20 protein-coding genes are annotated in these 18,490 nt (G+C 67.1%); 11 read left to right on the forward strand and 9 right to left on the reverse strand.

Going from position 1 to position 18,490, the window contains the following annotated elements:
• Positions 1 to 83: 83 nt before the first annotated feature.
• The 5 genes from sigM (at position 84) to ACXMYJ_RS17950 (ending at position 4,017) form a co-directional block, all read left to right on the forward strand.
• A complete protein-coding gene (gene sigM / locus ACXMYJ_RS17930; RefSeq protein ID WP_260756111.1) occupies positions 84 to 668 on the forward strand; it encodes an RNA polymerase sigma factor SigM in 585 nt (194 codons plus the stop codon).
• Between the two features lie 53 nt (positions 669 to 721).
• The gene (locus tag ACXMYJ_RS17935; protein ID WP_443189222.1) at positions 722 to 1,330 is read left to right on the forward strand and encodes a hypothetical protein; all 609 of its coding nucleotides are present in this window, start codon (positions 722 to 724) and stop codon (positions 1,328 to 1,330) included.
• 91 nt (positions 1,331 to 1,421) lie between these two features.
• Complete coding sequence (gene trxB / locus ACXMYJ_RS17940; RefSeq protein ID WP_260756113.1) at positions 1,422 to 2,417, forward strand: thioredoxin-disulfide reductase; 996 nt, start codon at positions 1,422 to 1,424, stop codon at positions 2,415 to 2,417.
• Positions 2,414 to 2,743, forward strand: a complete 330-nt coding sequence (trxA, locus tag ACXMYJ_RS17945) for a thioredoxin (RefSeq protein ID WP_260756114.1) — start codon at positions 2,414 to 2,416, stop codon at positions 2,741 to 2,743. The genes trxB and trxA overlap by 4 nt, the downstream gene beginning before the upstream one ends.
• Before the next feature lie 83 nt (positions 2,744 to 2,826).
• Positions 2,827 to 4,017, forward strand: a complete 1,191-nt coding sequence (locus tag ACXMYJ_RS17950; RefSeq protein WP_260756115.1) for an N-acetylmuramoyl-L-alanine amidase — start codon at positions 2,827 to 2,829, stop codon at positions 4,015 to 4,017.
• A gap of 9 nt (positions 4,018 to 4,026) precedes the next feature.
• Here ACXMYJ_RS17950 and ACXMYJ_RS17955 read toward each other — a convergent pair whose 3' ends face one another.
• The 9 genes from ACXMYJ_RS17955 to rpmH form a co-directional block, all read right to left on the reverse strand.
• Positions 4,027 to 4,776 carry an acetyltransferase gene (locus ACXMYJ_RS17955; RefSeq protein WP_460358135.1) on the reverse strand — a complete coding sequence of 250 codons (750 nt, stop codon included), beginning with the start codon at positions 4,774 to 4,776 and terminating at the stop codon, positions 4,027 to 4,029.
• A 217-nt stretch (positions 4,777 to 4,993) separates the two neighbouring features.
• Positions 4,994 to 5,998 carry a ParB/RepB/Spo0J family partition protein gene (locus ACXMYJ_RS17960; RefSeq protein WP_460358137.1) on the reverse strand — a complete coding sequence of 335 codons (1,005 nt, stop codon included), beginning with the start codon at positions 5,996 to 5,998 and terminating at the stop codon, positions 4,994 to 4,996.
• Entirely contained in the window at positions 5,995 to 6,951 is a 957-nt protein-coding gene (locus ACXMYJ_RS17965; RefSeq protein ID WP_260756118.1) for a ParA family protein, read from the reverse strand. Before ACXMYJ_RS17965 ends, ACXMYJ_RS17960 begins: the two co-directional genes overlap by 4 nt.
• Positions 6,951 to 7,637 (reverse strand): 16S rRNA (guanine(527)-N(7))-methyltransferase RsmG, encoded by a 687-nt coding sequence (rsmG, locus tag ACXMYJ_RS17970; protein ID WP_260756119.1) that lies wholly within the window; start codon positions 7,635 to 7,637, stop codon positions 6,951 to 6,953. Before rsmG ends, ACXMYJ_RS17965 begins: the two co-directional genes overlap by 1 nt.
• 87 nt (positions 7,638 to 7,724) lie before the next feature.
• Positions 7,725 to 8,291 (reverse strand): Jag family protein, encoded by a 567-nt coding sequence (locus ACXMYJ_RS17975; protein WP_443189226.1) that lies wholly within the window; start codon positions 8,289 to 8,291, stop codon positions 7,725 to 7,727.
• Between the two features lie 36 nt (positions 8,292 to 8,327).
• Positions 8,328 to 9,371: a membrane protein insertase YidC gene (yidC, locus tag ACXMYJ_RS17980; protein ID WP_443189235.1), complete on the reverse strand. Its 1,044-nt coding sequence runs from the start codon at positions 9,369 to 9,371 to the stop codon at positions 8,328 to 8,330.
• A gap of 43 nt (positions 9,372 to 9,414) precedes the next feature.
• Entirely contained in the window at positions 9,415 to 9,744 is a 330-nt protein-coding gene (gene yidD, locus ACXMYJ_RS17985) for a membrane protein insertion efficiency factor YidD (protein ID WP_260756121.1), read from the reverse strand.
• The gene (rnpA, locus tag ACXMYJ_RS17990) at positions 9,741 to 10,100 is read right to left on the reverse strand and encodes a ribonuclease P protein component (protein ID WP_260756122.1); all 360 of its coding nucleotides are present in this window, start codon (positions 10,098 to 10,100) and stop codon (positions 9,741 to 9,743) included. The genes yidD and rnpA overlap by 4 nt, the downstream gene beginning before the upstream one ends.
• A gap of 19 nt (positions 10,101 to 10,119) precedes the next feature.
• A complete protein-coding gene (gene rpmH, locus ACXMYJ_RS17995; protein WP_003930923.1) occupies positions 10,120 to 10,263 on the reverse strand; it encodes a 50S ribosomal protein L34 in 144 nt (47 codons plus the stop codon).
• Between the two features lie 599 nt (positions 10,264 to 10,862).
• On the opposite strand from rpmH, the gene dnaA reads away from it, so the two are divergent.
• From dnaA to ACXMYJ_RS18025, 6 genes are all read left to right on the forward strand, one after another.
• On the forward strand, positions 10,863 to 12,350 hold the full coding sequence (gene dnaA, locus ACXMYJ_RS18000; RefSeq protein ID WP_260756123.1) for a chromosomal replication initiator protein DnaA: 1,488 nt from the start codon (positions 10,863 to 10,865) through the stop codon (positions 12,348 to 12,350).
• Positions 12,351 to 12,977: 627 nt separating this feature from the next.
• Positions 12,978 to 14,171, forward strand: a complete 1,194-nt coding sequence (gene dnaN / locus ACXMYJ_RS18005) for a DNA polymerase III subunit beta (RefSeq protein WP_260756124.1) — start codon at positions 12,978 to 12,980, stop codon at positions 14,169 to 14,171.
• Positions 14,172 to 14,202: 31 nt separating this feature from the next.
• Positions 14,203 to 15,096: a phosphogluconate dehydrogenase (NAD(+)-dependent, decarboxylating) gene (gene gnd, locus ACXMYJ_RS18010; protein ID WP_260756125.1), complete on the forward strand. Its 894-nt coding sequence runs from the start codon at positions 14,203 to 14,205 to the stop codon at positions 15,094 to 15,096.
• Between the two features lie 13 nt (positions 15,097 to 15,109).
• The gene (gene recF / locus ACXMYJ_RS18015; protein ID WP_460358145.1) at positions 15,110 to 16,270 is read left to right on the forward strand and encodes a DNA replication/repair protein RecF; all 1,161 of its coding nucleotides are present in this window, start codon (positions 15,110 to 15,112) and stop codon (positions 16,268 to 16,270) included.
• Positions 16,267 to 16,824: a DUF721 family protein gene (locus ACXMYJ_RS18020; RefSeq protein ID WP_460358148.1), complete on the forward strand. Its 558-nt coding sequence runs from the start codon at positions 16,267 to 16,269 to the stop codon at positions 16,822 to 16,824. Before recF ends, ACXMYJ_RS18020 begins: the two co-directional genes overlap by 4 nt.
• 240 nt (positions 16,825 to 17,064) lie before the next feature.
• On the forward strand, positions 17,065 to 18,490 hold a 1,426-nt coding region (locus ACXMYJ_RS18025; protein WP_460358151.1), incomplete at its 3' end, for an ATP-binding protein.

Here is an 18,490-nt window from a genome sequence, read left to right on the forward strand (position 1 = left end):
GGCCGGTACCGGCGAGCCCGCGTCCGTGGCGGCCGCCGAAACTGGTGTCCGGGCCCTCCCCCGGCGCCGATTACTGTTCGGCTGTGGGGATTTTCGGGGGCACGCCGGAGCCGACGAGGCGGCAGACCCGCTCGTCGCGCACCGACGCCGAACTGCTGACCGCCCACGTCGACGGTGACCGCTACGCGTTCGAGGAACTCTTCTACCGGCACCATCGGCAGCTCTACCGGCTGGCGCAGCTGACCAGCAGGGACCCCGATGACGCGGCCGACGCGCTGCAGGACGCGATGCTCGCCGCGCACCGCACCGCCCGCGCTTTCCGGCACGACTCGGCGGTCACCAGCTGGCTGTACCGCATCGTCGTCAACGCCTGTCTGGACCGGCTGCGGCGCAACAAGACTCGCGCCTGTGAGGAACTCGACGACCAGCTCTGCGGGGGCGTCGACCCGACCGGCGACGTCGACACCGCGATCGTCGTCGAGCGGGCGTTGATGCGGCTGCCGGTCGAGCAGCGGGCCGCCGTGGTCGCGGTGGACATGCAGGGTTACAGCGTCGCCGAGACCGCGCGCATGCTCGGGGTCGCCGAGGGCACCGTCAAGTCGCGTTGTTCGCGGGCGCGCTCCAAACTCGCCGGCTCGCTGTACTACTTCGCCGCCGCCGCGGAGTGAGGCCGGTCCGATAACCTCGAACGATCTGTCAGGCGAGGATTGACGGGGGCGGGATGGACGGCGGCGCTGGCCAGGATCCCGACGCCGCGCTGCGCCGGGCCCTGCAGCGGCTCGGCGACGACGCCGCCAGCGCTCCGGAGGTTCCCGCCGACGTGACCGCCCGCATCGGTGCGGCGCTGCGGGACGCCTCCCGCGCCGGCGCGCACACCGTGACCCGTCCGAAGCTGACCGGATGGCAGCGCGCGGCTCTGATCACCGGTGTGACGGCGCTGGCAGCCGGCGTCGTGCTGGGCGCGGTGATGATCGGCCGCGACTCCGAGCCGGCGTTTCCGGCGGGGCCGACCGCGTCGCCGATCACCGTCGCCGGGCTCGCCGACCGTTTCCCGCTGCCGGAAGCCGACCTGCTGCCCCTGCTGGGCTCCGCGCCGGAGCTCGGCCCGCTGACCGACCCTGTGCGCCGCGGCTCATGTCTGGCCGGACTCGGGTACTCCCCCACCCTCGACGTGCTCGGCGGACGGCAGCTGGAGGTGTCCGGCCTGCCGGCCGTCGTGCTGCTGCTGCCCGGCCCGGACCCGGCGCAGATGGCGGCGGTAGCCGTGCGGTTGACCTGCAGCGGCGCGCACACCGGGCTGCTCGCCGAGACGGTGGTCGCCCGCCCGTGAGCGCCGTCGGGAACACCCGGGCCTACCCTGTTGTTGAGAGAACGCGGTTGTTTACGCGGCTGCGGTTCCGGCCGCAGGCAGAAAGGCACGCATGAACTCCTCAGAGACCGTCCACGACGTCATCGTCATCGGGTCCGGCCCAGCCGGCTACACCGCGGCCGTCTACGCCGCCCGCGCCCAGCTGAATCCGCTGGTGTTCGAGGGCAGCCAGTTCGGCGGTGCGTTGATGACCACCACGGAGGTAGAGAACTACCCGGGCTTTCGGGACGGCATCACCGGACCGGAATTGATGGACCAGATGCGCGAGCAGGCCCTGCGCTTCGGCGCCGATCTGCACATGGAGGACGTCGAGGCCGTTGACCTGAGCGGCCCGGTGAAGTCGGTCACCGTCGGTGACGAGACGTATCGCGCCCGCGCGGTGATCCTGGCGATGGGCGCCGCGGCCCGCCACCTCGGGGTGCCGGGCGAGGAGGAGCTGATCGGCATGGGGGTGAGCACCTGCGCCACCTGCGACGGCTTCTTCTTTCGCGACCAGGACATCGCCGTGGTCGGTGGTGGGGACTCCGCGATGGAGGAGGCCATCTTCCTGACCCGGTTCGCCCGCAACGTGACTCTCATCCACCGCCGTGACGAGTTCCGCGCGTCCAAGATCATGCTCGAGCGTGCACAGGCCAACGAGAAGATCACCATCTTGACCAACACCCAGGTCACCGCGATCGAGGGCAACCCGAAGGTGAGCGGTATCCGGTTGCGCAACACCGTGACCGGTGAGGAGTCCACGCTGCCGGTGACCGGTGTCTTCGTGGCGGTCGGACACGACCCGCGTTCCGAGCTGGTGCGCGGTCAGGTCGAGCTCGACGACGGCGGTTACGTCAAAGTGCAGGGGCGCACCACCTACACGTCGGTCGAAGGTGTCTTCGCCGCAGGCGATCTCGTCGATCACACCTACCGCCAGGCGATCACGGCCGCCGGAAGTGGTTGTGCCGCTTCAATCGACGCAGAGCGTTGGCTGGCCGAGCACGCCCATCCGGGCGAAAGGACCTCCACCACAACCGATGACAGCGATCTGATAGGAGCCAAGCAGTGAGCGATTCCAACACGGTCACAGTGACTGACGATTCGTTCTCCGACGACGTACTGTCGAGCGGAACGCCGGTTCTGGTTGACTTCTGGGCCACCTGGTGCGGGCCGTGCAAGATGGTCGCGCCGGTGCTCGAGGAGATCGCTTCGGAGAAGGCCGGCGCCCTGACGGTCGCCAAGATCGATGTTGACGAAAATCCGGCCACGGCGCGGGATTTCCAGGTGGTGTCGATTCCGACGATGATCCTGTTCAAAGACGGCCAGCCGGTGAAGCGAATCGTCGGCGCCAAAGGCAAGGCGGCCCTGCTCCGCGAACTGGCTGAGCTCGACTAACTACCTTGGCGCACCGCGAATCGCGTTGCCGCGACTCGCCTGGGGTTTTCTCGAATCCCCAGTCGGTCTGAGACAATCTGGCTATGTCGAGTCTGCGTCGCGGTGACCGCGGGGGGGCGGTCGCCGAGATCCGGGCCGCTCTCGCCGCGCTCGGCATGGTCGCGAACAGCGACGACGAGGACCTCACCACCGGCAAGCACGTGGTCGCCGATATGTTCGACGACGACCTCGACCATGCCGTGCGCGCGTTCCAACAGCACCGCGGCCTGCTGGTCGACGGCATCGTCGGAGAGGCGACCTACCGCGCCCTCAAGGAAGCCTCTTACCGGCTCGGCGCCCGCACCCTCAATCACCAGTTCGGCGCCCCGATGTACGGCGACGACGTCGCCACCCTGCAGGCTCGCCTGCAGGATCTCGGGTTCTACACCGGCCTGGTCGACGGCCATTTCGGGCTGCAGACCCACAACGCGCTGTCGTCCTACCAGCGTGAGTACGGGCTCTACCCCGACGGCATCTGTGGCCCGGAAACGTTGCGCTCCTTGTACTTTCTGGGATCCCGCGTCACCGGCGGATCACCGCACGCGATCCGCGAGGAGGAGCTGGTGCGCCGCTCCGGCCCGCGGCTGTCGGGTAAGCGCATCATCGTCGACCCGGGCCGCGGTGGCGCCGACCACGGTCTGATCATGAACGGGCCCGCCGGTCCGATCAGCGAGGCGGACATCCTGTGGGACTTGGCCTCTCGCCTTGAGGGTCGCATGACGGCGATCGGCATCGAGACGTTCTTGTCCCGGCCGGCCAACGCTTCCCCGTCTGACGCCGAACGTGCCGCCACCGCCAACACCGTCGGCGCCGACATGATGATCAGCCTGCGGTGTGCGACGCAGCCCAGCCCCGCGGCCAACGGCGTCGCCTCATTCCACTTCGGCAACTCGCATGGTTCGGTGTCCACGATCGGACGCAACCTCGCCGACTTCATTCAGCGGGAAGTGGTCGCGCGCACCGGATTACGTGACTGCCGGGTGCACGGGCGCACCTGGGACCTGCTGCGGCTGACCCGGATGCCCACCGTTCAGGTCGACGTCGGATACATCACCAATCCCGACGATCGCGCGAAGCTGGTGTCGCCGGCCTCGCGTGACGCACTGGCCGAGGGCATCCTTGCCGCGGTCAAACGGCTCTATCTGTTGGGCAAGAACGACCGTCCCACCGGCACTTTCACGTTCGCCGAGCTGCTGGCGCACGAACTCGCTGTCGAACAGTCCCGCCGCGCCTGACCCCGTCGGCTATCCATAAAGGCCCGCACCCGCACCCACCGGTTGTTCGAGCTGCGCGCTTTCCAGCAGTCGCTCCAGCGCGGCTTCCACACCGGCCTTCCAGCCCAGGCCCTGCTCCAGCTCGAGCCGCAGCCGTGGGAAATAGGTATGTGGTGAGACCACGACGAACCCGGCGTCCAGCAGCAGATCCGCGCTGAGCACACACTGGTCTACCGAGCAGTCTCCGAGCGCCTCCGTCACCGGACGGACATCGGGCGTCACGGTCTCCATCTCGGCCAGCTCGCCGACCTGGCTCGTCCGGCCGAACGCTTCGAGCGCGCGTACGCCGCGGCGAACGAGATCATTGACCACTGCCATCAACAGAGTGTGCGACAACTCAGCGGCGTCTTGGCCGGCCTCCACACCCAGCGTCGTCAGTAGCACCGCGTCCGCGCTCACCGGTCCGGTCGGGAATCGCGTCGCCCGGGGCACCGACCGGGGCGGCGCGTAGAACACGTAGCCGAGGCATGGATCGTCGTTCGGATCGTCGGCAACAGCCTCCCCCGCGTGCGCGGTCCGGTACTCAACGGCGAGCTGGCCGCACGACCCCCACTCGAGCATGACCATTGACAGCCACGCTTCCTTCTCGAACTCGGGGTCGGACAGCTGGTCGCCGCGTCCGACGATGCCGGGATCGACCTCCCAGTACACGCAGCGCCGCGCGTGCTTCGGCAACTGCTCGAACGCTTCGAGCCGAAGGGGCGTGATACGTGCGGCCACTAGACTCCCCGGTCTCTTCGCCGTCCCGATGCGTACGGCTGCCCCTCCAGAATAGAAGGCCGCCCGCGCAGCGGCTCCTTCTGGCCGTGCTCCCCGCGGCCCATCCGGGCGCTCAGCGAATCCTGCTGCGCGACATGGCGTTTGCCCGGACCCGCAGGCGTACCGGCGAACATCGCGCCACCTGTGTCACAGTGACGTAATTCGTCGGTGTGGTGGGTCATTGCGCGGACGCGTTCATCAACTCCACGATGCGCTGCAAATCGTCCACCGAACCGAACTCGACGACGATTTTGCCCTTGCGCTTGCCCAGGCTGACGGTGACGCGGGTGTCGAACGCCGTCGACAGCTGCTCGGCGACATCCTGCAGCCCCGGCATCTGGATCGGCTTACGCCGCGGCGCGGCCGGTGGGGTCTCCCCGTTGCGGTTGGCCAGGGTGACCGCCTCTTCGGTGGCACGCACCGACAGCCCCTCCGCCACGATGCGCGCGGCGAGCTCCTCCTGAGCCTCCGGGCCCGCCTCGAGGGACAGCAGGGCGCGGGCATGACCGGCCGACAGTACCCCGGCGGCGACCCGGCGCTGTACCGGAATCGGTAGGCGCAACAGTCGGATCATGTTGGTGATCAGCGGACGTGACCGGCCGATTCGCGAGGCGAGTTCATCGTGGGTGACACCGAATTCCTCGAGCAGCTGCTGGTACGCCGCCGCCTCTTCGAGGGGATTGAGCTGTACCCGGTGGATGTTCTCCAACAGCGCGTCACGCAGCATGCTGTCGTCCGCCGTCTCGCGCACGATGGCGGGGATCGTCGCGACCTCGGCCAGTTGGGCGGCACGCCACCGGCGCTCCCCCATGACCAGTTGATAGCGCGGCGCGGACTGTCCGTCCTCTGCGGGCACCGCCCGCACCACGATCGGCTGCATCAATCCGAATTCGCGGATCGAGTGCACCAGCTCGGCCAGCGCTTCCTCGTCGAACACCTGACGCGGCTGGCGGGGGTTCGGATCGATCTGCGACGGGGGGATCTCGCGGTACACCGCACCCACCGGATTCGCGTCCTGCGCGGGGGGCGCGGCCGGTGGTGCACCGCCGAGCACGACGTCGGCAGCGGCGGCGCCCATCTTCGGCCCGAGTGTGGCAGGCTCGCCGTTCTCGGCCGGGCCGGTCGGGATCAGGGACGCCAGTCCGCGTCCCAGACCACTGCGCTTGCGTGCCGGATTGTTCATCGGTCCCCTCTTCCGTCGTCGCCACCGCGGACTGCCAGCTCGCGGCTGGCATCGAGATAGCTCATCGCCCCGCGCGAGCCGGGGTCGTAGTCGATGATCGTCATCCCGTAGCCCGGGGCCTCCGACACCTTCACACTGCGGGGGATCACCGTTCGTAACACCTTCTCACCGAAGTGGGCACGAACATCCGATGCCACCTGGTCGGCGAGCTTGGTGCGCCCGTCGTACATCGTGAGGACCACGGTGGTGACATTGAGTTCGGGGTTCAGGTGCGCCTTCACCATCTCGATGTTGCGCAGCAACTGACCCACACCCTCCAGTGCGTAGTACTCGCATTGGATCGGGATCAACACCTCTGGTGCGGCGACCAGAGCGTTGATCGTCAACAGCCCGAGCGACGGCGGGCAGTCGATGAACACGTAGTCGAAGTCGTAGTGCTTCAGCTCGCCGAGCGCGGTGCGCAGTCGGCCCTCGCGGGCGACCATGCTGACCAGTTCGATCTCGGCGCCGGCCAGATCGATGGTTGCCGGGATGCAGAACAGGCGCTCGCTGTGCGGACTGCGCTGCAATGCCGTCTCCACCGAGATGTCACCGATGAGCACCTCGTAGGACGAGGGCGTGCCCGGGCGGTGTTCGATACCGAGCGCGGTGCTCGCATTGCCCTGCGGATCGAGATCGATCACCAGTGTCTTCAATCCCTGCAGCGCCAGCGCCGCGGCGATGTTGACCGCGGTCGTCGTCTTGCCGACACCGCCCTTCTGGTTGGCGACGGTGAACACCCGCTGCCGCTCGGGCTTCGGCAGCTGTCCCCCGACCGCCGCCTGCATGAGCCGGACCGCCCGGGCCGCTTCGGCGCCGATCGGGGTGTCGGCGTCCTGTGCGGTCCATGTTTCACGTGAAACATCGGCAGGCGGGATGGTCTTGGGCGCTTGGGCATCACGGGGTGCTGACATCACTTCGGCCTTCTTCCGGGGCGCGGGTGCTGATGATTCCTCGCCGTCTCTTGAACCCCCACGACCACCGTCGCGGGCGGCTGCACGTAGTGCGCGCCACATCTCTCCACTTTCACCTTCGACATTCCAAGTGCTGCCATCGCGCGCCGATGCTCCTCGACTTCCGCATCGGCGCGCTCCCCTTTGATGGCCAGCATCCGTCCGCCGGCCCGCAGTAGCGGCGAACTCCACTTGGTCAGCTTGTCGAGCGAGGCGACGGCTCGAGAAACCACGACGTCCGTCGCCCCCACCTCCTCGCGTACCGCTCGGTCCTCGGCGCGGCCGCGCACCACCGTGCAGTCGATACCCAGCTCCTCGATCGCCTCGCGGAGAAACTCGCTGCGTCGCAGGAGGGGCTCGATGAGCACCACATGGACGTCCGGCCGAACCAGAGCCAACGGTATCCCGGGTAGGCCCGCGCCACTACCGATGTCGGCGATCCGCTCGCCCGGATGAAGCAGCTCGCCGATCACGGCACAGTTCAAAAGATGGCGGTCCCACAGCCGGTCCACCTCGCGGGGACCGAGCAGACCGCGTTCCACGCCGGCACCGGCCAGGATCTCGGCATAGCGCCTCGCACCGGGGAGCGCCGCTCCGAACAGTTCCGCAGCGGCGTGGGGCGGCGGTGGCACCTCCGCATGTTTCACGTGAAACATCCTCCGACTGTGCGCGGCGTGACCACGACCGACTCCCCTGGGCTACGACGAACTACATGGGTGTAACTCTGCGCTGGGTCAGTCGACCAGAACGACAACTCGGCGCGACGGCTCCACGCCCTCGCTCTCGCTGTGCACGCCCTGCACTCCGGCGACCGCGTCGTGGACGATCTTGCGCTCGAACGGGGTCATCGGGGCGAGCTCTTCTCGCTCCCCGGTTTCCAGCACGCGGTGGGCCACCTTCTCCCCCAGCGCGGCGAGTTCGTCACGGCGGCGGCGGCGCCACTGGGCGATGTCGAGCATCAGCCGGCTCCGCTCGCCGGTCTTCTGGTGCACGGCCAGCCGGGTCAGCTCTTGCAGCGCGTCGAGCACCTCGCCCTTGCGCCCGACCAACTTGTTCAGGTCCGTGCCGCCGTCAATGCTGACGACCGCCCGGTCGCCCTCGACATCCAGGTCGATGTCGCCGTCGAAGTCCAACAGGTCGAGCAACTCTTCCAAATAGTCGCCGGCGATCTCGCCCTCGGCTACCAACCGCTCTTCCAGGTCGTCGCCCGAGTCGGCCGCATCGTTGTCGACGCGCTCCTCCGTCACCTCCGACACGGTCTCGGTCGTCGTGCTGGTTGCGTCGTTCTCTGTGTCAGTCATTGCCACACCTCTCTTTCGGTCGCGGTCGCCCGCGCGTCAACGTTTCCGCTTCTTGGGCCGCGCGCCGGGTTTCGGGGTCCGGTTACCGGCCCCGTTCGGCGCTGCGGAAGGCGCTGTGCTCTGCTCGGTGGCGGACGGCTCGCCGGCTGTCGGCGCATCGCCGGGTTCCTCGGAATCCGCAGTGTCGGTCGCCGTCTTCTTCTTGCGGCTCGGCTTGGCACCCGGGGCCGGGGCGTTCTGGGCTCGCCGTTCGAGGGCTTCGAGCTTCTTCTGTTCCTCTTCTTTCTCGATCTTCCCGAACACGTAGTGCTGCTGACCGAAGGTCCAGATGTTGTTGGACAACCAGTACAGGATGATCGCGAGCGGGAGGAACGGGCCGCCGACGACGACGCCCAGCGGGAAGACGTAGAGCGCCAACTTGTTCATCATCGCGGTCTGCGGGTTGGCCGCCGCTTCGGGACTCTGCCGCGCCACAGAGGCCCGACTGTTCAGGTAGGTCGCGATACCGGCCAAGATCATGATCGGCACACCGACCAGGATTACCGCCAGGCGGTTGAATTCGGTGAACGCATCCAACCCGTGCTGCTGGATCATCGTCGCGCCCAGCGGAGCCCCGAACAGGTTGGCGTCCAGGAAGTGGCCGACGTCGGTGGCGCTGAAGACGTAGTTCGGCAGGCTGCGGTTCTCCTCCACCGACAGCCCGAGCCGTCCAATCCCGGTCTGGGTCCGGTTGAAGGACATCAGCACGTGGTAGAGGCCGAGGAACACCGGGATCTGCGCGAGCATCGGGAGGCAACCGAGAATCGGATTGAACCCGTGCTCCTTCTGGAGCTTCTGCATCTCCAGCGCCATCCGCTGGCGGTCCTTGCCGTACTTCTTCTGCAGCGCCTTGATCTGGGGCTGCAGTTCCTGCATCTGCCGGGTGGTCCTGATCTGCCGAACGAACGGCTTGTACAGGATCGCGCGCAGGGTGAACACCAGGAACATCACCGACAGCGCCCACGCGAAGAAGTTGGACGGTCCGTCGACGCCGGGAATGAGTCCGATCAGGAACGCGAACGCCTTGTACCAAACCCACATGATCGCCGACACCGGGTAGTAGATGATGTCGAGGCTGAACCAATTAAACGACACTCGTTTGACTCTTCCCTTGCTGTACCGGATCGGGCCGGTGATCGGCTACGTCACAGCTGTGTTCACCCGTTGCGTCACTGTGACTTTCGCGCTCGGGTATCGGGTCCCATCCTCCGTTATGCCATGGCCCGCATTTGAGGAGACGGATCAGGGCCAGCCAGCTACCGCGGAAGAAGCCGTATTCGGTCAGCGCGTCGACCGCATACTGACTGCAGGTGGGCGTGAACCGGCATGTGGGCAGCCGCAACGGAGAGATGGTGTGGCGGTAGAGCTGGATGAGGTAGACCGCGCCGCGGACGGCTCGTGAGCGCGCGTTCACGGTCTCGTTCCGTTCCGGTCCTTGATCCGCTGTAAAGCGGTCCGCAGTTCCTGCTCCAGCCGGGGCGAGTGCGCATCCCGGCTTCGCGGGAGTGCGCGGATCACGACCCGATCGGACGGATCCAGATCATCGAGGACCGCCCGGGCGGCGTGGCGGAGCCGGCGCGACACCCGGTGACGCTGGACGGCGTTGCCGACTGCTTTGGAAACGATCAGGCCGACCCTCGGTCCGGGGTCACCTGTCTGGTCAGAACGCAGCGTGTACACCACAAGATCGGGCTGGGCCGCCCGCGTCCCGCGACTCACTGTGGCACCGAACTCGGTCGACCGCGTCATCCGGTTCTGGGCCGGAAGCACCGCGACAGACCTGGCCGGGTCACGCAGTCAGTGAACGACGGCCCTTAGCGCGCCGGGCCGTGACGATCGCACGACCCGCGCGGGTGCGCATCCGCAACCGGAATCCGTGCACCTTGGCGCGGCGACGGTTGTTCGGCTGGAAGGTCCGCTTGCCCTTGGCCACGGCAGTCACTCCTTGTTCTGGCCCTCCACGCCTGCCCGACATGCCTGTGCATGACGGGCGTGACGCAGTCGGCCGTTGGTAAGCTCGATCGGTCTCGCAAAGCTAGCCGGCGCGGTCCCCGGCCGGGGCCGGTCGCAGCCGTATCGCCACGTGCGGGCGACTGTTCGAGGGTACTGACGAGAAATCGCTGGGTCAAACCTGCTAGATCACCGTCATGTGGCATTGCCGGCACGGTTGTGGCCCCGTCGGTTTCATCACATCAACCACAGCCGTCACGTTGGTCAGGAACTATTGGGCCGGACCATGATTGCGCGTCCCGCAATGTTGCAGAACTGTTGGCACCCGGAGAGAAAACTGTTAGCTTCTGGCAGTGCCGATTCCACGCCGGATCGGCGCAAGACAACCAAGCGAGGACGCCAACCCTCCGTCGCGAGCCCACTGACCGCACCGTGATGAGCTCCGGCACCCAGGTGTCCTGGCCGCGAGACAACAAGACGGCGACGAGCTTCCTCTTTCCACAACCTGTGGATAACTTTGTGGACAGTTTGTCGCCGTCCTATGGCACGTCCCCGCAGGGACCACAAAGGGGGTGAGCGTCGGTGAGCACTGACCCCGACCCCCCCTTCGTCTCGATCTGGGACAACGTCGTCACCGAACTCAACGGCGCCGACGGCGTCGGGAACGGGTCGCTGACCCCGCAGCAGCGGGCCTGGCTGAAGTTGGTCAAACCGCTGGTGATCACCGAGGGCTTCGCGTTGTTGTCGGTACCGACACCGTTCGTCCAGAACGAGATCGAACGTCACCTGCGCGAGCCGATCGTCGCGGCGTTGAGCCGCCAGCTCGGACAGCGGGTGGAACTCGGTGTCCGCATCGCCGACCCGGTCCCCGACGACATTGACGACGACGGGTTCGCCGCAACCACGGCTCCGGTCTCTGCGCCCGACCCCGACGAGGACGTCGTCGACGACGATCTCGCGGCCCGGGCCAGCGCCGAGGAAAGTTGGCCGACGTACTTCTCCAACCGCGCCAACCGGGCCGCCGAGGACGACAGCACCTCGGTGAACCTGAACCGTCGCTACACGTTCGACACCTTCGTCATCGGCGCATCCAACCGTTTCGCGCACGCGGCCACCCTGGCGATCGCCGAGGCGCCGGCCCGTGCCTACAACCCGCTGTTCATCTGGGGTGAGTCCGGACTGGGCAAGACCCACCTGCTGCACGCCGCGGGTAACTACGCGCAGCGGCTGTTCCCCGGCATGCGGGTCAAGTACGTCTCCACCGAGGAATTCACCAACGACTTCATCAACTCCCTCCGCGATGACCGCCGCGCATCGTTCAAGCGCACCTACCGCGACATTGACGTGCTGCTGGTCGACGACATCCAGTTCATCGAAGGCAAGGACGGCATCCAGGAGGAGTTCTTCCACACCTTCAACACGCTGCACAACGCCAACAAGCAGATCGTGATCTCGTCCGATCGGCCGCCCAAACAGCTAGCCACGCTGGAGGACAGACTCCGCACCCGGTTCGAGTGGGGCCTGATCACCGACGTGCAACCACCCGAGCTTGAGACGCGAATTGCGATCTTGCGCAAGAAAGCTCAGATGGATCGGCTCGACGTGCCCGGCGACGTGCTGGAACTCATCGCCAGCCGGATCGAGCGCAACATCCGCGAACTGGAGGGTGCGCTGATCCGCGTCACCGCGTTCGCCTCGCTGAACAAGACACCGATCGACAAATCGTTGGCCGAGATCGTGCTGCGGGACCTGATCTCCGATCCCACCACGATGCAGATCAGCACCGCCGCGATCATGGCCGCCACCGCCGAGTACTTCGAAACCAGCGTCGAGGAACTGCGCGGTCCCGGCAAGACCCGCGCGCTGGCTCAGTCCCGGCAGATCGCGATGTACCTGTGCCGCGAGCTCACCGACCTCTCGCTGCCCAAGATCGGCCAGGCGTTCGGCCGCGACCACACCACGGTGATGTACGCGGAGAAGAAGATTCGCGCCGAGATGGCCGAACGTCGCGAGGTCTTCGACCACGTCAAAGAACTCACCACCCGCATCCGGCAACGCGCGAAGCGCTGACGGGTTCTCTGCGCTCTTCTCTCGCCGTCTACTTCGTGGTCTGGGGCGGTGTGTTCCGCGGCCGACGGCGAGATCTCGCGCGGCGTTCCCAACGCTCATTCCTGCGTGTCGCGTCCCGCGTGTCGCACGGCCGGGGCCGGCCCAGCCGAAAATCTTCTGTCCCCGCGGCCCCAACAATCACAACGCCGGCTGTGCACCGGGCTGTGCACAACTTGAGGTCAACCCCTGACAACTGCCCGGGATTCTCCCCAGCATCGGCCCCATCCCCAGACCGTCCCGGACGGTTCGGCAGAACTCCCCAGGCTGCTCACACCGTCACCACGCCGCTGGCCTGCGCCGAACCGACGTTATCCCCAATGTGCACAGCACCTATTACTGATACTCGTATATATCCCTAGATTTCTTTTAAAAGAAGGCCTCTGGGGAAAGTTGTGATCCACCGGCCCGGCACGCCCTCCCGGGCCTGCGTGTCAGCCCGATCGTTTAGCTTTCAAGTTGGAGCTGAAAGCTCTACGGTGGTTCATCGACAGCCGTTCCGGTCGTCGCCGCGTGCCCGGCAGGCATGTCGTGCGCCTGCGCCGAAACCGCTGGTTATAGCTTTGTCGGGGTGTGCATCGAAGGGACGCTATGAACGTGGCGACAACGGCTGGTCTGACGGATCTGAAATTCCGGCTGACTCGCGAGGACTTCGCCGACGCAGTTGCGTGGGTCGCGCGTAACCTGCCCTCCCGACCGACGGTGCCTGTGCTGGCGGGCGTGCTGCTCACCGGCTCCGACGAGGGTCTCACGGTCTCCGGATTTGACTACGAGGTTTCCGCCGAGGTGCAGATTCCGGCCGAAATCGCTTCTCCGGGAAGCGTTCTTGTGTCCGGTCGGCTGCTGTCCGACATCGTCCGGGCCCTGCCGGCCAAGCCGGTCGACGTCAGCGTCGAGGGCACCCGGGTGTCGCTGACCTGCGGTAGCGCCCGGTTCTCGCTGCCCACGATGGCAGTCGAGGATTACCCGACCCTGCCGACGCTGCCCGACGAGACCGGCGTGGTGTCGTCGGACCTGTTCGCCGAGGCCATCGGCCAGGTCGCCGTGGCGGCGGGCCGTGACGACACCCTGCCCATGCTCACCGGCATCCGCGTGGAGATCTCGGGTGAAAAGGTGGTGCTGGCTGCCACCGACCGCTTCCGCCTGGCGGTGCGCGAGCTGACCTGGTCCACCAGCGCAGCGGGGATCGAGGCTGCGGTCCTGGTGCCGGCGAAGACACTGGCCGAGGCGGCCAAGGCCGGCACCGACGGTGCGGAGGTGCACCTGTCCCTGGGCTCGGGTCCGAGCGTAGGCAAGGAAGGTCTGCTCGGTATTCGCAGCAAGGGCAAGCGCAGCACCACCCGCCTGCTCGATGCCGAGTTCCCGAAGTTCCGTCAGTTGCTCCCCACCGAGCACACTGCCGTGGCCACCATCGGTGTCGCCGAGCTCACCGAGGCGATCAAGCGTGTGGCTCTGGTGGCCGACCGGGGCGCCCAGGTTCGCATGGAATTCGCCGACGACGTGCTGCGTCTGTCAGCCGGCGCCGATGACGTCGGCCGCGCCGAAGAGGATCTTGCGGTGCAGTTCTCCGGTGATCCGCTGACCATCGCGTTCAACCCGACCTATCTGACCGATGGGCTCAGCTCTCTGCACGCCGACCGGGTCACGTTCGGATTCACCACCCCGAGCCGTCCCGCGGTGCTGCGGCCGGCGGGTGAGGACGACGCGGCCGCCGGCAGCGGTCCGTTCCCGGCGGCGCAGACCGACTACGTGTACCTGTTGATGCCGGTCCGCCTTCCCGGCTGATCCGGCACACCCTCACGACAAAGGCGGTGTCATGCAGCTGGGTCTGATCGGTCTCGGCAAGATGGGCTTCAACATGCGTGCCCGTCTACGCGACGGCGGCCACGACGTGGTCGGTTACGATCCGAGACCCGCAGTGTCCGATGTGGCCTCCCTGGAGGAACTCGCCGATCGACTGGAATCGCCGCGGGTGGTCTGGGTGATGGTGCCGTCAGGCACGGTGACCGACAGCACCATCACCGCCCTCGCCGGAGTTCTCGGCGAGGGCGATCTGGTGATCGACGGCGGAAACTCTCGGTACACCGAGGACGCACCGCACGCGGAATTGTTGGCGCAGAATGGAATTGCGTTCATCGACGCGGGAGTCTCCGGTGGCATCTGGGGATTGACCGAAGGCTACGGGCTGATGGTCGGCGGCAGCGATGCCGACGTCGAGCGGGCGATGCCGATCTTCGAGACGCTGCGCCCGCCCGGACCGCGGGAGGACGGTTTCGTCCACGCCGGCCCCGTCGGCGCCGGCCATTTCGCCAAGATGGTGCACAACGGCATCGAGTACGCGCTGATGACCGCCTACGCCGAAGGTTACGAACTGCTGGCCGCCGAGGACCTCGTGAAGGACCCTCAGGCGGTGTACCAAGCCTGGACGAACGGCACGGTGGTGCGGTCCTGGCTACAGCAGCTGTTGGCCAAGGCGCTCAAAGAGGATCCCGGCCTCGCCGGGATCAGCGGTTACACCGAGGATTCCGGTGAGGGCCGGTGGACTGTCGAGGAGGCCATCCGGTTGCGGGTGCCCGTCCCGGGCATCGCGGCGTCCCTGTTCGCCCGCTTCCTGTCCCGCCAGGACGAGTCTCCGACGATGAAAGCTGTTGCGGCACTGCGGAATCAGTTCGGCGGCCACGCCGTCCAACGCGTCAGTGAGTCAGGTTGACCGAGGTGTACCGGTGTACGTACGTCACCTGGCGCTGACCGACTTCCGGTCGTGGGCCCGGGTGGAGCTCGAGCTGACTCCCGGGCGAACGGTCTTCGTCGGACCCAACGGTTTCGGTAAGACGAATCTTGTTGAGGCGCTCTGGTATTCGTCCACTCTCGGGTCACACAGGGTGGCTTCCGACGCACCGTTGATCCGGGCCGGAGCCGACCGCGCCGTCGTCTCCACGATCGTTGTCAATGAAGGCCGGGAACTGGCCGTCGACCTCGACATCACCTCCGGCCGGGCGAACAAGGCCAGGTTGAACCGCTCCCCCGTTCGGTCAGCCCGCGAGATCCTCGGGGTTCTGCGCGCGGTGCTGTTCGCACCGGAGGACCTTGCGTTGGTGCGCGGCGATCCCAGTGAGCGCCGGCGCTACCTCGACGAGTTGGCCACCACGCGGCGTCCCCGGGTCGCGGGGGTGCGGGCCGATTACGACAAGGTGGTCCGTCAACGCACCGCGCTGCTCAAGACCGCGTCCGGCGCACGGTTGCGCGCAGACCGCGGCGCACTCGAGACACTCGACGTGTGGGACGGCCACCTGGCTCATCACGGTGCCCAATTGATCACGGCCCGAGTGCAATTGGTGAACGAACTGGCCGCCGAGGTGGAGAAGGCCTACCAGTTGCTGGCCCCGGCGTCGCGGCCCGCGGCGATCCGGTACCGCAGTGGGGTCGAGGTGGTCGAGGCTGAGGCCGCGGCAGGCAACAGTGATGTGGAGGTGTTCGAGGCGGCGTTGCTGGACGCGCTGAGCCGGCGCCGCGATGCCGAGCTCGAACGCGGGGTCTGTCTCGTCGGTCCCCACCGCGATGATCTGGAGCTGCGCCTGGGGGATCAGGTTGCCAAGGGTTTCGCCAGCCACGGCGAGTCCTGGTCGATGGCGCTGGCGTTACGGTTGGCGGCGTACGAACTGCTGCGCGCAGAGGGAGGTGATCCGGTGTTGCTGCTCGATGACGTGTTCGCCGAACTCGACAGCGCGCGGCGCCAGGCGCTGGCCCAGGTCGCCGCCTCGGCCGAGCAGGTGCTCGTCACCGCGGCCGTCCACGAGGACATCCCGGCCGCGTGGGACGCCCGCCGCGTCGAGATCACGATGCAGGACAGCGACGGCGGTCGGGTGTCGGTGGTGCAGACATGAGCGCCGACGACGAGACGCCGGGTCCGCCGGCCCATCTCGAGGGGCTCAAAGGGATGGATCTGGTGCGCCGCACGCTGGAGGAGGCCCGCGGGGCCGCCCGTCAGCAGGGCAAGAACGTCGGGCGGGGCCGGCACTCCCCCGCCGCACGCCGCGTCGCGGGCAGCGGCCGCCGGCGATGGTCCGGACCCGGACCCGACAGCCGGGACCCGCAGCTGTTCGGCGCGCTCACCGGCGAGGTGGCCCGCAGCCGCGGCTGGTCGGCCCGGGTCGCCGAGGGTGCGGTCTTCGGGCGGTGGCGTGCGGTGGTCGGGGAACAGATCGCCGCGCATGCCGCCCCGACGGCCCTGCACGACGGTGTGCTGGCGGTCTCGGCGGAATCCACCGCGTGGGCGACCCAGCTCAGGATGGTGCAGGCACAGATTCTGGCCAAGATCGCCGCCGCGGTCGGTGACGGGGTGGTCACGTCCCTGAAGATCGTCGGTCCGGTCGGCCCGTCCTGGCGGAAGGGCCCGTACAGCGTGCCCGGCCGCGGTCCGCGCGACACCTACGGCTGAGCGGGTTCGGGGGTAGCCTCAGAGCCGCCAGAACACGGCCGGGCGCTTTCCACGCCGTCAAGACCTATCTTCGCCCGAGAAATTCCGCGCACGTCGCGTTTAGCTATGTGGAAACGCCGCTACAGAATCGGTCCTGACGGTGCGTAAAGGTAGACTGTCACGGTGATCCGCGAGGGACCGTCGACCCCTTAGTCGGCAATCCCGCTGAAGACCGCTAAAGACCAAGGAGACGCGTCCAACGTGGCTGCCCAGAAGAAGAACGCTCCGGCTGAGTACGGCGCCGATTCCATCAAGGTCCTCGAGGGCCTGGAAGCGGTGCGTAAGCGTCCGGGCATGTACATCGGTTCGACCGGTGAGCGCGGTCTGCACCACCTTATCTGGGAGGTGGTCGACAACGCGGTCGACGAGGCGATGGCGGGCTTCGCGACCAAGGTCGACGTCAGGATCCTCGAGGACGGCGGCGTCCAGGTCACTGACGACGGCCGCGGCATCCCGGTCGCCATGCACGCCACAGGTATTCCGACCGTGGACGTCGTGATGACGGTGCTGCACGCCGGCGGCAAGTTCGAAGAGGGCGCCTACCAGGTGTCCGGTGGTCTGCACGGCGTCGGTGTGTCGGTGGTCAACGCGTTGTCGACCCGGCTCGAGGCCGACATCCGCAAGGACGGCTACGAGTGGTTCCAGACCTATGACCGCTCGGTTCCCGGCACTCTCAAGCAGGGTGAGAAGACCAAGGAGACCGGCACCACGATCCGGTTCTGGGCCGATCCGGACATCTTCGAGACCACCAACTACGACTTCGAGACCATCGCGCGCCGGCTGCAGGAGATGGCGTTCCTGAACAAGGGGCTGACCATCGAGCTGACCGACGAGCGGGTCGCGCCCGAAGAGGTTGTCGACGACGTCGTCAGCGACCACGCCGAGGCACCCAAGTCCGCCGAGGAGAAGGCCGCCGAGGCCGCCGCACCACACAAGGTCAAGCACCGGGTCTTCCACTACCCCGGCGGTCTGGTGGACTTCGTCAAGCACATCAACCGCACCAAGACGCCGATCCAGCCCAGCGTGATCGATTTCGAGGGCAAGGGCGAGGGCCACGAGGTCGAGATCGCGATGCAGTGGAACGCCGGCTACTCCGAATCGGTGCACACCTTCGCGAACACCATCAACACCCACGAGGGCGGCACCCACGAGGAGGGTTTCCGCGCGGCACTGACCTCGGTGGTCAACAAGTACGCCAAGGACAAGAAGCTGCTCAAGGACAAGGATCCGAACCTCACCGGTGAGGACATCCGCGAAGGGCTCGCCGCGGTCATCTCGGTCAAGGTGTCCCAGCCGCAGTTCGAGGGTCAGACCAAGACCAAGCTCGGCAACACCGAGGTCAAGTCGTTCGTCCAGAAGATCTGCAACGAACAGATCAGCCACTGGTTTGAGGCAAACCCCGCTGAAGCGAAGACCGTTGTCAACAAAGCGGTTTCGTCCGCGCAGGCCCGAGCCGCAGCCCGCAAGGCTCGTGATCTGGTCCGGCGCAAGAGTGCCACCGACATCGGCGGCCTGCCCGGCAAGCTGGCCGACTGCCGGTCCACCGATCCGAGCAAGTCGGAACTGTATGTGGTGGAGGGTGATTCGGCCGGCGGCTCGGCCAAGAGCGGCCGTGACTCGATGTTTC

The organism is Mycobacterium sp. ZZG (assembly GCF_054786995.1).

Excerpts from the sequence above, each read along its gene's own strand:
- ACXMYJ_RS17935 (WP_443189222.1), top strand. The coding sequence starts at position 722 with ATGGACGGCGGCGCTGGCCAGGATCCCGACGCCGCGCTGCGCCGGGCC.
- trxB (WP_260756113.1), top strand. The coding sequence starts at position 1,422 with ATGAACTCCTCAGAGACCGTCCACGACGTCATCGTCATCGGGTCCGGC.
- ACXMYJ_RS17950 (WP_260756115.1), top strand. The coding sequence starts at position 2,827 with ATGTCGAGTCTGCGTCGCGGTGACCGCGGGGGGGCGGTCGCCGAGATC.
- ACXMYJ_RS17960 (WP_460358137.1), bottom strand. The coding sequence starts at position 5,998 with ATGAACAATCCGGCACGCAAGCGCAGTGGTCTGGGACGCGGACTGGCG.
- ACXMYJ_RS17965 (WP_260756118.1), bottom strand. The coding sequence starts at position 6,951 with ATGTCAGCACCCCGTGATGCCCAAGCGCCCAAGACCATCCCGCCTGCC.
- ACXMYJ_RS17975 (WP_443189226.1), bottom strand. The coding sequence starts at position 8,291 with ATGACTGACACAGAGAACGACGCAACCAGCACGACGACCGAGACCGTG.
- yidC (WP_443189235.1), bottom strand. The coding sequence starts at position 9,371 with ATGTGGGTTTGGTACAAGGCGTTCGCGTTCCTGATCGGACTCATTCCC.
- dnaN (WP_260756124.1), top strand. The coding sequence starts at position 12,978 with ATGAACGTGGCGACAACGGCTGGTCTGACGGATCTGAAATTCCGGCTG.
- gnd (WP_260756125.1), top strand. The coding sequence starts at position 14,203 with ATGCAGCTGGGTCTGATCGGTCTCGGCAAGATGGGCTTCAACATGCGT.
- ACXMYJ_RS18020 (WP_460358148.1), top strand. The coding sequence starts at position 16,267 with ATGAGCGCCGACGACGAGACGCCGGGTCCGCCGGCCCATCTCGAGGGG.